Source organism: Coriobacteriaceae bacterium, assembly GCA_025992855.1.
Lineage (GTDB): Bacteria > Actinomycetota > Coriobacteriia > Coriobacteriales > Coriobacteriaceae > Collinsella.
In genome coordinates, this window is sequence record DAJPGB010000001.1 from 1,073,063 (window position 1) to 1,088,115 (window position 15,053).

Annotated in this window: 11 protein-coding genes; 8 read left to right on the plus strand and 3 right to left on the minus strand. The window is 62.3% G+C overall.

What is annotated here, in order from left to right:
- Positions 1-259 precede the first annotated feature (259 nt).
- From OIL88_04450 to OIL88_04460, 3 genes are read left to right on the plus strand one after another with little or no spacing between them, the layout of a single operon-like run.
- A complete protein-coding gene (locus tag OIL88_04450; GenBank protein ID HJI71623.1) occupies positions 260-1,861 on the plus strand; it encodes an FAD-binding oxidoreductase in 1,602 nt (533 codons plus the stop codon).
- Positions 1,862-1,863: 2 nt separating this feature from the next.
- Positions 1,864-2,679, plus strand: coding sequence for an electron transfer flavoprotein subunit beta/FixA family protein (locus OIL88_04455; protein ID HJI71624.1), 816 nt, complete (start codon positions 1,864-1,866; stop codon positions 2,677-2,679).
- The gene (locus tag OIL88_04460) at positions 2,680-3,885 is read left to right on the plus strand and encodes an electron transfer flavoprotein subunit alpha (GenBank protein HJI71625.1); all 1,206 of its coding nucleotides are present in this window, start codon (positions 2,680-2,682) and stop codon (positions 3,883-3,885) included. It begins immediately after the preceding gene.
- Here OIL88_04460 and OIL88_04465 read toward each other — a convergent pair.
- Positions 3,882-4,694 carry an HD domain-containing protein gene (locus OIL88_04465; protein HJI71626.1) on the minus strand — a complete coding sequence of 271 codons (813 nt, stop codon included), beginning with the start codon at positions 4,692-4,694 and terminating at the stop codon, positions 3,882-3,884. The two genes, OIL88_04460 and OIL88_04465, sit on opposite strands and share 4 nt — an antisense overlap.
- A 127-nt stretch (positions 4,695-4,821) precedes the next feature.
- Here OIL88_04465 and OIL88_04470 point away from each other — a divergent pair, with 127 nt between their 5' ends.
- The 4 genes from OIL88_04470 (at position 4,822) to OIL88_04485 (ending at position 8,323) form a co-directional block, all read left to right on the plus strand.
- The gene (locus tag OIL88_04470; GenBank protein ID HJI71627.1) at positions 4,822-5,514 is read left to right on the plus strand and encodes an AzlC family ABC transporter permease; all 693 of its coding nucleotides are present in this window, start codon (positions 4,822-4,824) and stop codon (positions 5,512-5,514) included.
- Positions 5,504-5,827, plus strand: coding sequence for an AzlD domain-containing protein (locus OIL88_04475; protein HJI71628.1), 324 nt, complete (start codon positions 5,504-5,506; stop codon positions 5,825-5,827). Before OIL88_04470 ends, OIL88_04475 begins: the two co-directional genes overlap by 11 nt.
- Before the next feature lie 142 nt (positions 5,828-5,969).
- Positions 5,970-6,992 carry a 2-keto-3-deoxygluconate permease gene (locus OIL88_04480; GenBank protein ID HJI71629.1) on the plus strand — a complete coding sequence of 341 codons (1,023 nt, stop codon included), beginning with the start codon at positions 5,970-5,972 and terminating at the stop codon, positions 6,990-6,992.
- A 188-nt stretch (positions 6,993-7,180) separates the two neighbouring features.
- Positions 7,181-8,323 carry a diguanylate cyclase gene (locus OIL88_04485; GenBank protein ID HJI71630.1) on the plus strand — a complete coding sequence of 381 codons (1,143 nt, stop codon included), beginning with the start codon at positions 7,181-7,183 and terminating at the stop codon, positions 8,321-8,323.
- A gap of 111 nt (positions 8,324-8,434) precedes the next feature.
- Here OIL88_04485 and OIL88_04490 read toward each other — a convergent pair whose 3' ends face one another.
- Together OIL88_04490 and OIL88_04495 are read right to left on the minus strand one after the other, a co-directional pair.
- A complete protein-coding gene (locus OIL88_04490) occupies positions 8,435-9,370 on the minus strand; it encodes a DMT family transporter (protein ID HJI71631.1) in 936 nt (311 codons plus the stop codon).
- A gap of 99 nt (positions 9,371-9,469) precedes the next feature.
- Positions 9,470-13,216 carry a phosphoribosylformylglycinamidine synthase gene (locus OIL88_04495; GenBank protein ID HJI71632.1) on the minus strand — a complete coding sequence of 1,249 codons (3,747 nt, stop codon included), beginning with the start codon at positions 13,214-13,216 and terminating at the stop codon, positions 9,470-9,472.
- A 184-nt stretch (positions 13,217-13,400) separates the two neighbouring features.
- Here OIL88_04495 and OIL88_04500 point away from each other — a divergent pair, with 184 nt between their 5' ends.
- Positions 13,401-14,963 carry a cation:proton antiporter gene (locus tag OIL88_04500; GenBank protein ID HJI71633.1) on the plus strand — a complete coding sequence of 521 codons (1,563 nt, stop codon included), beginning with the start codon at positions 13,401-13,403 and terminating at the stop codon, positions 14,961-14,963.
- Positions 14,964-15,053 lie beyond the last annotated feature (90 nt).

A 15,053-nucleotide genomic window follows, 5' to 3' on the forward strand; every position in this document is an offset into this window, starting at 1 on the left:
ACCAAATGCTTGACGGATTGGTGTCTCCGCAGGTAAAAGGCGGCAAAAAATACTCCAACTTTTTTCAAGCGACAATCGCGCGGTCGGCGACGGCGGGGCCATATGTGTCAAAAGCATCGTCTGCCGAGGAAATCAAGCCGCTCGCCGAATTGCGCGAACGTAAAAATCCTCAATTATGGAGACGGTCTCGAACACGTCAACGAAACGATGCGGTAACATCTCCCTGCAAACACTGTAGTTAGCTAAAGGGGAGTTCTGCATGTCTGCAACCATCAAACCCTTCACCGATGAGTTCGAGGAATACGGTCGCGACGAGTCTCGCTCGTCGGGCGAGGCCTCGAGCATTTCGTTTCCAACATCGGAAGGCGAGGCTTGCGCCATCCTGCGGCAGCTCCATGCCGAGCGTGTCTCGGTAACGGTTCAGGGCGCCCGGACCGGTCTTGCCGCCGGCGCCGTGCCCCATGGCGGCCACATCCTCAATACCTCCCGTATGAATCGCTACCTTGGCCTTCGCCGCGATGACGAGGGCCACTTTCTCTTGCGTGTTGAGCCCGGCGTCGTGCTGTCCGAGCTGCGCAAGCAGCTGGGCAAGAAGATGCTCCCGACCGCAGGCTGGGACCAGGCTTCGCTTAAGGCTTACGAGGAATTTCAAGAAGCCCCCGAGCAGTTCTTTCCCACCGATCCCACCGAGGCATCTGCCTGCTTGGGCGGTATGGCGGCATGCAACGCCTCTGGCGCCCGTAGCTACGCTTACGGTCCCATGCGCCCCCACATCACGGGTCTTCACGTCGCGCTGACCGATGGCGACCTGGTCGAGCTTCAGCGCGGCGAGGTTTTTGCCCGGGGTCGCCACCTGTCACTTGCGACAGCGGAAGGCCGCGCGCTCGAGCTCGATCTTCCCGGCTATATCATGCCCGAGACCAAAAACGCTTCGGGCTATTTCGTCGCGGACGACATGGATGCCATCGACCTCTTTATCGGCGCCTGCGGCACGCTCGGCGTCATCACGGAGCTCGAGATTGCCCTGCAGGCGGCGCCTGCGGTCGTTTGGGGCGTCAGTTGCTTCTTCGATAGCGAAGACAAGGCCGTGTCCTTCACCGATTCCGTGCGCCCCGTCCTGTCCCATGCGGCCGCCATCGAGTATTTTGATGCTGGGGCTTTGGATATCCTACGCCGCCAGCGCGAGCAGTCGACGGCGTTTTCTTCACTGCCGGCGCTCGACAAAGAGGCCAAGGTCTGCGTCTACGTGGAGCTCGACTGCGACGACGAGGCCCAAGCGACCGAGGAGCTGTATCACTTGGGTTGGGTGCTGGAGCTTGCAGGTGGCCGCGACGATGCGACGTGGGTCGCGCGTACCGAGGTCGATCGCGAATGCCAGCGATTCTTCCGCCATGCGGTGCCCGAGAGCGTCAATATGCTTATCGACGAGCGCCGCCGCACCGACCCCACTATCACCAAGCTGGGCTCGGACATGTCGGTGCCCAACGCACGCTTGGCCGATGTCATCGCCCTCTATCGACGCACGTTGGCCGAAAGCGGGCTCGAGTCTGCCGCTTGGGGACACATTGGTAACAACCACCTGCATGTGAACATTCTGCCGCGCGATGCGCAGGATTACCGCCGCGGCGTCGAGTTGTTTGCCCAGTGGGCCTCTGAAGTTACGGCTATGGGCGGTGCCGTCTCCGCCGAGCACGGCGTCGGCAAGATCAAGGCGGGCTTTCTTGAGACGATGTACGGCCACGAGGCTATGGTCGAATCGGCACGGCTCAAGCTCCAGCTCGATCCTGCCGGGCAGCTGGGTCGCGGCAACCTGTTTTCGGAGAAGCTCTTGGATGAACTCGTCCAGAAAGGGGGCGCGTGAAGATGAGTGATTTCCATATGGTGGTGTGCGTCAAGGCGGTGCCGGGTAGCACCGAGGTCAAGATGGACCCCAAGACCAATACCATTGTGCGCGACGGCAAGCAGGCGGTCATCAATCCCTTTGATGCGAGCGCCCTGGAGTGCGCGCTGGCGCTCAAGGACGACTTTATCGGCTTTGGCATGGATGTGCGCGTGACGGTGGTGTCGATGGGTATTCCCGCGACCGAAGCGCTGCTGCGCGACTGCATCGCCCGTGGCGCCGACGACGCGCTGCTGCTAACCGATCGCGCCTTTGCAGGTGCCGATACCTTGGCGACCACGTATGCCCTCAAATGCGGTATCGAGGCACTCGACGAGGACTTCGACCTGCTTATCTGCGGCAAGATGGCGGTGGACGGCGATACGGCCCAGATTGGTCCCGAGCTTGCCGGCGCCTTCGAGATTCCCTGCGTGACCGATGTGAGCTGCGTGCAGAGCGCGGGCTTTACGACGTGCGGTTCGCTGGCGCTCGTTCACGGATGCGATGCCGGCGAAGAGACGGTCTATCTTGAGATGCCGTGTGCGATGACGACCGCTAAGGAGATCGGCCAGCTGCGCATGCCGAGCATCGCCGGTATTCGTGCGGCTGAGGAGGCTGACGTGCGCGTGGTCAACGCTGCCGACGTGCATGCCGACCCTGCGCGCTGCGGTCTTGCCGGCTCGCCGACGCAGGTCGTGCGCTCATTTGTGCCCGACCGCGATCAAACGTGTGAAGCCGTTGAGGGCAAACCGACCGAGCAGGCGGCAAAGCTTGCCAAGATTATCGAGGGGATGGCATAGATGAGCGGACTGGTTATCGATAGCGAAGCCTGCATCGGCTGCGGTCGCTGCGTTCGTGCCTGCGCCTCGGGCGGTATTGTGGTGGAGGGTGAGCGGCCAAACCGCTGCGCCCGCGTAACCGACGGCTGCATCCTGTGCGGCGGCTGCGTCGACGCCTGTCCGGTCAGCGCTATCTCGATTGAACGCGATGAGGCCACTGACGCAGTCGATCTCGACGCATACCAAGACATTTGGGTATTTGTGCAGACTGACGAGCATGACACCGTAGCCCCTGTGGCCTATGAGCTCATGGGCAAGGGATGCGAGCTTGCCAATGCCCGTGGCTGCCGTCTGGTGGCGCTGGTCGGCATGGGTCCCGAGAGCTCACTTGGGGAGCTGGAGCATCTGGTCTGTGCCGGTGCAGACGAAGTTATGGTCTGTCGTGACGAGCGCCTGCGCCAAAACGACGCGGAGGTCTACGCCCGCTTGATCTGCGATTTGGTGGCCGAGCGCAAACCCGAGGCCATCCTCTACGGCGCGACCGCCTTTGGTCGCGAGCTGGCGCCTGGCGTTGCCGTCCGCTTGCAGACGGGCCTTACGGCCGACTGCACCGTGCTCTCGATGGATACGGAGACGGGTTTGTTGCAGCAGACGCGCCCGGCGTTTGGCGGCAACCTGATGGCCACCATCATCTGCCCCAATCACCGTCCCCAGATGGCAACGGTGCGTCCCGGCATCTTTAAGGCGCCCGACTTTGACTACGGCCGCTCCGGCACGATTACCCAAGTAGCGCTTGCGGAAGACGCCAAGGCTCGTGTCGAGATCTCAATCCCTGCCGAGGAGTGGGGACAGCAGGCCTCGATCGCCGATGCCGAGCGTCTGGTTGTGGTGGGCCGCGGTATCGGCTCCAAGAAAAATCTGCCGTTGATGAGAAAGCTTGCCGAAGCCCTCGGTGCCGAGCTCGGCTGCACGCGCCCCGTGGTGGAGGCGGGCTGGCTGGAGTATCGCCACCAGATCGGCCAGACGGGCGTGTCGGTCTCGCCCAAGCTCCTCGTGAGCATCGGTGTCTCGGGTGCCATCCAGCATCTCGCCGGCATCGGCGGGGCGGAGTGCATTATCGCCATCAATGAGGACCCGGACGCCCCCATCTTTGGCGCCGCCCAGTATAAGGTCGTCGGCGACGCCGTCGAGGTCGTCGAGGAGCTGCTGGCCCAGCTTGAGCGCTAGGCACGCGCCAGCCAGTCGCGCATCTCGTCCTTTAGGCGCTCCCAGGCCGTCTGTGTGGTGGGATCGGCGAAAGGCCGCGTAATGCCAAAGGGTGCGTCGAGCAGGCGGTAGATATCGCCCTGCTCGCACGCCAGCGCGCGACTTGCGGGATAGACAAGTTCAAACATAAAGCAGATGAGCCCTACCAGGAAGTCTGCAGGTTCGTTGCGCTCATCGCGTGCAACGCAGCGGTGCTCGTCAAAGGCGGTGAGTGTCGGCGATGAGAAATGGCTGGCGAGAAACGTCTTCTCGTCCACCTTGAGGATAGTATCGACGGTGCTGTCGGCGATGGTGCGCATAATGTCGACCTTATCGCCGTCGCGCACGATATCGCAGAAGCGCCGCGTGCGCTCGTCGAGCTCCTCGGGTAGGCGGAAATCGCTGTGATAGGCAATGCTCGCGCGAATGAGCTCGTCGTTCTCGTCGGCCTCAATAAAATTGCGGATGCTCGTTGCGGCTGGTGCATCGGCGGGATTCTCGCCAAAGAGGACCTCGACGCCCAACGCTGCATGGCTCATGCTCTCGGCATCTTTAAAGGTGTCCCAGCGTCGCAGCTGCTCAAAGCGGCCCATATCGTGCAGCAAGCCGCAAAGCCACGCCAGGTCAATATCCTCTGTCGACCAGTTCTGCTCGCGCGCCACGGCATCGCATACTCTGGCAACGTGGTACGTGTGCTCGATTTTGAGTGCGATGCGCGGATTGGTGGCATCGTAGGCATCGGTATAGGTCTTGAAGGCCCTGGCTGCCCGCGTTCGATCGATAGCTGTCATAATGACTTCCTAAAAAGTTGTGTCTTTCGATCCGGTGGCAATTGTAGGTGAACTCGGTTGCCGTCGGACGATAATTCTGCCGCATCGTTACATGCGGCTCGGATGCCTTGTCGGGATAAGGAACGTTATGGTGCTCAAAATCGTTAAAACTGTCTGGCCGGTGATGCTTACCTATGTTGCGATAGGCGCGCCGTGCGGAATGATTATGGCGCAGACGGGGATGGAGCCCTGGATGGTCTTTGCCCTGAGTACCACGTTTGTGACGGGCAGCGGTCAGTTTATGATCTGCAACCTGTGGCTGGCGGGCGTGCCGGCGGCATCGATCGTCGCAAGCGTCGCCGCCATCTCCTCTCGCTTTGCGCTCTACTCGGCATCGCTTGCGCCCCATCTTGCCGGGGCTTCGAAACGCCAGACGCTGGCGGTTACGGCGACGCTTACCGAGGAGGCCTACGGCATCTCGTTGGCCAAATTGGTCGAGAGCGATGACTGGGGTCCAAAAGAGGCCTTTGCGCTCAACGCGATCCTCATCGCGACATGGGGCGTCGCGTGCACGGTGGGCGCCGTCGCCGGTGCCGCCGTCGATGTTCCTACCGCTATCGCAGGCTTTGTCTGCACGTCGCTCTTCATCTGCCTACTCTTTTCGCAGCGCCTGTCGCGCGGCAATGTCGTCGCGGCGGTTTCGGGCGCGGTGTCCGTCGCCATGTTCAAGTTCTTGGGCCTTACGAATATTGCCGTGCCGGCAAGCGTCGTGGTCGGCGTTGTCATCGAGCTTGTGTGCGATGCCGTATTCGACGGAAGGGGTGCTCGCGATGCCCGTTAACGAGTTTTTGATTCTGTGGCTGTCGTCGTGGGCAGCCATCGCATTCTTTCGCATCGCGCCAGCGTTCGCCCTGCGCGGACGGACCCTGCCGCCCCGCGTTACCGAGGCCCTGGGCTACATTCCGCCCGCTGCCTTCGCCGCGCTGGTCGCCAACGACTTGGTAAGCCCCGGTGCGTTCGATGCGGGGCTGTGGCCCGCCCTGGTTCCCTGGGTCGCCGCTGCCGGCGTCGTGGTGGTGGCGATTAAGACAAAGTCGATGCTGTGGTGCTGCGTCTCGGGCGTTGTGCTGTATATCGTTTTGAGCCTCATATAGGGGCCAGCGTCTCTTTTGCCATTGCCGCCCCGAATCGAATTTCTCATCGAGCTGGTCTGCTTCTTCTGGTACCATGGTCAGACTTTACTGTAGCAAAGCATGACGTGGGCTTTTGTTCCCCGTCAGCGGAAATGGGGGTTTCATGGCACAGGAAGCAACCGCCAACGAGCAAAAGAAATTCAAGGTCCCGCGTATCCCGGGCGACATCATGATCTATCCCATGATCGTCGGCCTTTTGCTCAACACCTTCTGTCCGCAGGTCTTTGAGATCGGCGGCTTCTTTACGGCTGCCTGCCGTGGCGGCTCCAACACCATCGTCGCCGCGATTCTGCTCTTCGTGGGCGCCGGCATCAGCTTTAAGTCCACGCCGGGCGCCATCAAGACCGGTATCGTCGTGTTGATTCCCAAGCTTGTCGTCGCGGCGGCTCTCGGCTTGGGCGTGGCGTATTTCTTTAACGATAACTTCCTGGGCCTGAGCTCCGTATCCATCATCGGCGGCATCACGTTCTGCAACATGGCGCTCTATACGGGCATTATGGGCGAGTTCGGCGATGAGTCCGAGCAGGGCGCCGTGGGCATTCTGTTCTTTACGGCCGGTCCTGCCGTCACGATGATCATCCTCGGTGTCTCGGGTCTCGCGAATATCCCGCTGGGCACCATCATCGGCTCCATCCTGCCGCTCGTTATCGGCATGGTTTTGGGCAACCTGTTCCCGTTCATCAAGAACCTGCTGGTCCCCGGCGCCAATCCCGCGATCGCCGTCATCGGTTTTCAGCTCGGTGCGTCCATGAGCCTGTCGAGTTTCATCACTGGCGGCATCTCGGGCATCCTGCTGGGCCTCATCACGCTCTTTATCGTCGGTCCCATCACCTTTGCCTTTGAGCGCCTGTGCGGCGGCAACGGCAAGGCTGCCGTTGCCTGCTCCACCATCGCCGGTACGGCCATGACCACCCCGGTCGCTCTCGCCGAGGTCGCTCCGCGCTATGCCGAGCTTGCGCCCACCGCGTACGCCCAGATCGCCACTGCCGTTATCATCACGGCGATCCTGGCCCCGATCCTGACCGGCTGGGTCGACAAGAAGTTCTGCCAGGGCAAGGAGGACCTGTCGGTTGCCGGCGTCGAGGCTATCGAGGAGGCCGTCGCGACCGATATCGACGGCGAGTAATCGTCTCTTCGAGTCAATGAAACGGCGCGTGCAATTCACGCCATCTGAGCGTCCGAACGGCATCTGTTATTCAGTGTCATTCGGACGCTCTGCTATTATTCCCTTTACCCCTGGGAGTAAGGGGTGTTTGCTGTCCGAGTGTGTCTCGGGCGATTTTGGCCACTTGGATATAGAGGGGATGGAGCCTGGTGGTTAAGGCACTCAAGATCGAGATATTTATGCTGTGCATGATTATTCTTATCGGGCTTGCCGCGCGAAGTCGCCGCTCCTTGTTCTCGAGCACCCAGCAGCTTTTGTTCAGCATGCTGGGCTACACGTCTGCCGCCTACATTTTCTTCGATATGATTTGGACGCTCTCGGACGGCGTGAGCACTCCTGTGGGCATTACAGCCAACTGGATTTCCAACGCGGTCTCGTTTTCGCTGTTCGCCATCGCGTGCCTCATTTGGTTCTTCTATTCCGAGACGATGCAGGGCTCGCGATTCCTGGCCACGCGCTACAGGATGGCACTCGTGGCATTGCCTACGGCGGTAGTGGTCGCCCTGGCATTTACCAGCTACTGGACACACACTCTTTTCTATATCGATGCGCAAGGCGTATATCGTCGCGGTGCAGCTTATATGATTCAGCCTATCGTTAGCTACTGCTACGTCATATATACGTCCTTGCATGCCTTTGTTCAGGCTCGAAAAGTCGAAAGCCTGCAAAAGAAGGCCATTTATCGCACCCTCGCCTTTTTCGCGGTCCCCGCTCTGGTGGGCGGTACCTTTCAGGTCGTATTTTCGGTGCCCGGCCTTTGCGTCGGCATAATGATCAGTATTTTGCTGCTCTATATCGTCTACCAGGAGCAGCTGATCTCGACTGACCCGTTGACTGGACTCAACAACCGTAACCGTTTTGAGACCTATATGCTGTCGCTGTTCTCGGGTGCTGACCAGGCCGATGATGTGTATCTGCTGATGATGGATGCTGACGGCTTTAAGCAGATTAACGACCACTATGGACATGTCGAGGGCGACCATGCCCTTCAGGTTGTTTCGAAGGCGCTCAAGGACGTCTGTTCGATGTCCGGCGGCTTTATCGCGCGCTATGGCGGCGATGAGTTCGTGGTGCTCCAAAAGGCAGCGACGGAACGGGACATCATAGACCTGTGCACGGCGATCAACGACGAACTCGCTCGTGCCGAGGTGCCGTATCTGTTGCAGATGTCTATCGGTTACGCGCGGGTTGGCGATGGGATCGATACCTGGCAGGATTTGCTTCGTGCTGCCGATGCGGAGCTCTATCGCGTCAAGGGCGAGAAGAAGAAAGTCGGCGTCCAGATACGCTAGAAAAAGGGGGCGCACGACCGTTGCGATGGTCGTGCGCCCCCTTTGTGTTGGCGGGATTAGTAGCGACTGTCGAAGATGCGCCTCGTCTTTTTCTCGGAACGGGGTGGCCTACTAGGCCTTTTTAGGTTTGTTGACGATGATGATGCCGCCGCAGACCAACAGCAGGGCAACGATGACGGTAACGGGGCTCGTGCCGGCGCCCTCGCCGAGCAGCAGCGCACTCAGCAGCACGCCGAAGACCGGGTTCATAAACCCAAAGACCGAGACGCGGCTGACGGGATTGACGGCAAGCAGGCGCGACCACAGCGAGTAGGCGACCGCGGAGATAAGCGCCATATAGATAATGAGCGCGATGGCGGGGGCGATCGCGGTGGGGGAGAGCGCACCACCCATCAAAAAGCCGATGGCGGTGAGGACCAGGCCGCCGACCAAGAACTGCCACCCGGCAAGCAAGACGCCGTCGTGCTCGCGCGAGAAGATACCGATCAGGCAGGTCGAAAGGGCACCTGCGACGGTGGAGGCCAGGATAAAGCCCTCGCCGTCGAGCGTAAAGCCAAAGGTTCCGTCCGCGCCCGAAAGGTTGACGAGTGCGACACCGGCAAAGCCCAGCACGCAGCCGAGCACCTTGGCCGCATCGAGCTTTTCGGTGCGAAACGCCAGAGCGGCAAAGAGAATCGCCAAGAAGTTAGCGCTGGCCTCGATGATGGAGCTCGACATGGCGCTGGCGCGCGAGAGTCCCAGGTAGAAAAAGAAGTACTGCCCGATAGTCTGGAAGAGCGACAAGACAAAGATGGGCTTGATATCGCGCACCTGCGGAACGAGCGGGCGGCGTTGGGCCGCGCTCATGCCGACGATGACCAGGGCACCGGCAAGCGTGAAGCGCAATCCTGCAAAGAGCAGCTGCGAGGCGCTATCGTGCGCTGGGATACCAAAGAGTGCGTAGCCGATCTTGATGCAGGGAAAAGCCGATCCCCAGAGTGCGCAGCAAACGAGGCAGCCCAGGATGAGTCCGGGCAGGGTGGCGAGATACGGCTTGCGGCTTTCCATGATGTCCTTCCTACGTGCGCGAAACAAAAAAGAACCCGCCACCGGATGTGCCAGTGGCGGGTGTTATTACCCGAAGGGATTGTACCCGATGGGATGGTTTTAGGCGAAGTAGGCTACGCCACTCTCAAAGATGGGCATGAACTTATCGCCGGGGACATGCTCGGGCACGTTGCGGTACAGGTTGTCGCCGCGACGCTCGGCGTGGCCCATCTTGCCCAGGACGCGGCCGTCGGGGCTCGTGATGCCCTCGATGGCCAGTGCGGAGCCGTTGGGGTTGACGGAAAGATCCATGCTCGGCTTGCCGTCCTCGCCCACGTACTGCGTGGCGACCTGGCCGTTGGCGATGAGCTGGGCGAGCACCTCGTCGTTGGCGACAAAACGGCCCTCGCCATGGCTGATGGCGACGGTGTAGGGGTCGTCGAGGCTGCACTGCGACAGCCACGGGGACAGGTTGGACGAGATGCGGGTGCGCACCAGACGGCTCTGGTGGCGGCCGATGGTGTTGAACGTCAGCGTGGGCGCATCGGGCGTGGCGTCGACGATGTCGCCGTAGGGCACCAGGCCGAGCTTGACCAGGGCCTGGAAGCCGTTGCAGATGCCCAGCATCAGGCCATCGCGGGCCTTGAGCAGGTCGCGGACGGCCTCGGTGACCTCGGGAGCGCGGAAGAACGCCGTGATGAACTTGGCGGAGCCGTCGGGCTCGTCACCGCCCGAGAAGCCGCCGGGGATCATGACGATCTGGCTTTGGCGGATGCGGCGGGCGAGCTCATGGGTGCTCTCGGCGACGGCCTCGGGCGTGAGGTTGTTGATCACGAAGGTGTCGGCCTCGGCGCCGGCGGCGCGGAAGGCACGGGCGCTGTCGTACTCGCAGTTGTTGCCAGGGAACACGGGGATGACCACGCGCGGGCGGGCGATCTTGGCGCCGCCATACACATGGATATCCTTGGTGCGGAAGTCGATGGTCTCGACCTCGGCGGTCTCGCCGGCGCTGCGATAGGCAAAGACGCTCTCGATGCCGCTCTCCCAGGCCTCCTGGAGCTCGGAGAGCTCGATGACCTCGGAGCCGGTGTCGATGACATAGCCCTCGACGGTGGTGCCCAGGGGCTCGACGACAACGCCGTCGGCGACCTCGGGCAGCTCGGCGTCCTCGGTGAGCTCGACGATAAAGCTGCCGTAGAGCGGGGTGAAGAGGCTCTCCACGTCCACATCCTCAGCAAGCTCGATACCGATCTGGTTGCCGACGCACATCTTAAAGAGGCTCTCGGCGCCGCAGCCATAGCCGGGCGTGGAGACGGCCAGGGCGTCACCGGTGGCGGTGAGCGCCTCGACGGCGTCAAATGCGGCGAGCAGCTGCTGGGCGTCGGGGCGGTAGTCCTCGCCGTAGGTGGCGGGGGCGATGCGGACGACGCGGTGCGTGAGGCCCTTGAACTCGGGGGAGACGGCGCGGGCTGCACGGCCCACGGCGACGGCGAAGCTGATCAGGGTCGGCGGAACGTTGAGCTCGCCGGCCTCGTCCTCAAACGAGCCGCTCATGGAATCCTTGCCGCCGATGGCACCGGCGCCCAGGTCGACCTGGGCCATGAGAGCGCCGAGTACTGCAGCCATAGGCTTGCCCCAACGCTCAGCCTCGGTGCGCAGGCGCTCGAAGTACTCCTGGAAGGAAAGGTAGGCGCGCTTGTGCTCAAAGCCGGCGGCCACGAGCTTAGCGATGGACTCGACCACGGACAGGTAGGCGCCTGCAAACTGGTCGGCTTCCATCAGATAGGGGTTGAAGCCCCATGCCATGGCACTCGCCGTGGTGGTCTCGCCGTCCACGGGGAACTTGGCGACCATGGCAGAGCTCGGAGTGAGCTGCGTCTTGCCGCCAAAGGGCATGAGCACGGTCGCGGCACCGATGGTGGAGTCGAAGCGCTCGGAAAGGCCCTTGTTGGAGGCGACGTTGAGGTCGGTGACGAGCGAGGTCATGCGCTCGGCAAGCGTGGTGCCGGCCCAGCTGGGCTGCCACACGCTGCGGGCGCACACGTGGGCGACCTGGTGTTTGGGCGCACCGTTGGAGTTGAGGAACTCGCGGGACAGGTCGACGATGGCGACACCGTTCCAGGCCATGCGCATGCGCGGCTCGGCGGTAACCTCGGCGATAACGGTCGCCTCGAGGTTCTCCTCGGCGGCGTAGCCCATGAACTCCTCGACGTCACCGTCGGCGACGGCACAGGCCATGCGCTCCTGGGACTCGGAGATGGCGAGCTCGGTGCCGTCCAGACCGTCGTACTTCTTGGTCACGGTGTCCAGGTCGACATACAGGCCGTCGGCAAGCTCACCCACGGCGACCGAGACGCCGCCGGCGCCAAAGTCGTTGCAGCGCTTGATCAGGCGGCAGGCGTCGCCGCGGCGGAACAGACGCTGCAGCTTACGCTCGACCGGGGCATTGCCCTTCTGGACCTCGGCGCCCGAGGTCTCGATGGACTCGGTGTTCTGGGTCTTGGAGGAACCGGTGGCGCCGCCGATGCCGTCACGGCCGGTACGGCCGCCCAGCAGGATGATCTTGTCGGTGGGGGCGGGGCACTCGCGGCGCACGTGGTTTGCCGGGGTAGCGCCCACGACGGCGCCGACCTCCATGCGCTTGGCCACGTAGCCGGGGTGATAGAGCTCGTTGACCTGGCCGGTGGCAAGGCCGATCTGGTTGCCGTAGCTGGAGTAGCCGGCGGCAGCGGTGGTCACGAGCTTGCGCTGCGGCAGCTTGCCCTCGAGCGTCTCGGACACGGGGACGGTGGGGTCGCCGGCACCGGTGACGCGCATAGCCTGGTACACGTAGCTGCGGCCCGAGAGCGGGTCGCGGATAGCGCCGCCCACGCAGGTGGCGGCGCCGCCGAAGGGCTCGATCTCGGTCGGGTGGTTGTGGGTCTCGTTCTTAAACAGGAACAGCCAGTCCTGCTCCTCGCCGTCGACATCGACCTTCACCTTGACGGTGCAGGCGTTGATCTCCTCGGACTCGTCGACATCGGTCATGACGCCGGTCTTCTTAAGGTACTTGGCGCCGATGGTGCCCATGTCCATAAGGCAGACGGGCTTGGCGTCGCGACCGAGCTCGTGGCGCATCTCCATATAGCGGTCGAAGGCCTGCTGTACCACGGCGTCATCGATCGTCACGTCGTCCAGGACGGTGCCGAAGGTGGTGTGGCGGCAGTGATCGGACCAGTAGGTGTCGATTACGCGAATCTCGGTGATGGTGGGGTCGCGATCCTCATCGCGGAAGTACTGCTGGCAGAATGCGATGTCCGCCTCGTCCATGGCAAGGCCGCGCTCGGCGATGAAGGCGGCAAGGCCGGCCTCATCGAGCTCGCGGAAGCCGTCGAGCACCTCGACGGGCTGGGGCTCGGGGGTCTCCATGTGCAGCGTCTCGGGCAGATCGAGCGAAGCAATACGGGCCTCGACGGGGTTCACCACGTAGTGCTTGATGGCCTCGACGGCGGCCTCGTCCAAGTCGCCCGAGATCATATAGACCTTGGCGGAGCGCACGGCGGGGCGCTCGCCCTGGCTGATGAGCTGCACGCACTCGCTGGCGGAGTCGGCGCGCTGGTCAAACTGGCCAGGCAGGAATTCGACGGCAAAGACGGCGCCATCGCTTGCGGGGAGCTCGTCATAGGTCACATCGACCTGGGGCTCGCTGAAGACGGTCGGCACGCAGGAGCGGAAGAGCTCCTCGTCGATGCCCTCGACGTCGTAGCGGTTGATGATCCTCAGGGCCTCGATGCCCTGAATGCCGAGAATCTCGGTCAGCTCGCCCTTGAGCTGCTGAGCCTCGACGTCGAACCCGGGTTTCTTCTCCACGTAGATACGAGAGACCATTGGTTCCTGCCTTCCTGATCGGTTGGGCGTACGGTACGGTATGCGGCAGCGGTCGGTTTGCGGGGTCTGCCCTGCGGTCGCCTTGAGCCACATGTTTGTAAACCTCACTATGATACGACAGCTCGCGGCGCGTTGAGGACGGCGAGGGTGCTACAGTGAAGCGCAAACAAGAGAAAGGCATCACATGGCATTCGTTTCGCTCGCCATCATCGCACTCGTGGCCTTTGCGAGTCCTTTTATCGCCTCGGCGATTCCCGGAAAACCCGTTCCCGAGACGGTCTTTTTGCTCGTGCTCGGCGCGGTACTGGGACCCCATATGCTCGGCGTCATCCATGTAGATGCTGAGGTCTCGCTTGTGTCCGAGCTGGGCCTGGCCTTTTTGTTCCTGCTTGCCGGCTTTGAGATCGACCCCAAGAGCATCACGGGCGTCGAGGGGCGCTACGGCTTGGCGACGTGGGTCGTCACGTTTGGTATCGCCTGGCTTGCCGTGCGCTTTACCCCGTGGTTCTCAGTCAGTCATTTCGACGGTATCGCCGTGACGCTTGCCCTCACTTCGACGGCGCTCGGTACGCTTGTGCCCATCATGCGTGAGCGCTCGCTCACCGGCACGCGCGTGGGCGACTCGATTCTCGCGTATGGCACTTGGGGCGAGCTCGGTCCCGTGCTTGCTATGTCGGTGTTGCTGTCTGCCCGCACCGGCATCCAAACGCTCGTAATCCTTGGCTTGTTTGCGGTGGTTTGCGTGTTGCTGGCCGTGGTCCCAAGCCGCTCCAAGCGCGTCGGCAGCCGCTTCTTTGCGTTTGTCGAGGAACGCGCCGATACCACGTCGCAGACCTTCGTGCGCCTGACGGTGCTCATCCTGGTCACGCTCGTGGCGTTCTCGGCCGTCTTTGATCTCGACATCGTGTTGGGTTCTTTTGCCGCCGGCTTTGTCCTGCGCTATATCATCCCCGAGGGCAACCATACGCTCGAGACCAAGCTCGACGGTCTGGCCTACGGTTTTTTGATTCCGGTGTTCTTTACCGTATCGGGCGCAAAGATCGATTTGACGGCCGTGGCGTCGCGCCCGGGTCTGCTCGTGGGCTTTATCGTGGCGTTGTTGATTATTCGTGCCGTGCCCATTCTTATTTCCATGAGCATTTGTCCTGCGACGCGCGATGTGTCGGCGTATGGTCGCATTACCGTGGCCCTGTACTGCACCACGGCGCTGCCGATCATCGTTGCCGTTACGAGCGTTGCCGTCAACGCGGGCGCGCTGTCGCAAGATATTGCGTCGGTCATGGTTGCCGCCGGTGCCATCACGGTGTTCTTGATGCCATTGCTCGCGCAGCTCTTCTACCGCGTGGTGGATGCCGCACCGGTCGCCGCCGTGGCAGAGGTTGCCGAGCATCCATCCGATGCGCTCGACATCTTGCGCGCCCACCACGACCTAGCGAGCTTGCTCGCGCGCGAGCATGAGCTGCTGACTTCGCATGGCCATGGTCGCGTATTCGAGGGCCTGCCTACGCTCGATACGATTGCCGAGCGTCTTTCCGCCGAGGCGGCGAGCGGCCACATCGATGCCCGCATCGTGGACGCGGCGCACCTGCTTGCCGATAAGACCTATGGAGACGAGGTCGACCCGTCCGAGCTGACTCCGCGCGAGCGCCGTCGCCTGGAGCGCGCCAAGCTCGCCGTGCGCGAATACCGCCGCCGCATGCTGGAGCTCTATGCGCGCGAAGAAGCCGAAGACGACGACGGTAAGTAGTCGATACTTTCTCGGGGAAGCCGCGTCCCGCTTTGAAGGCTCGGAACGGGATGTGGTTTCCGAAACGGGGGCCGTTGGGAAGCTGTGTCC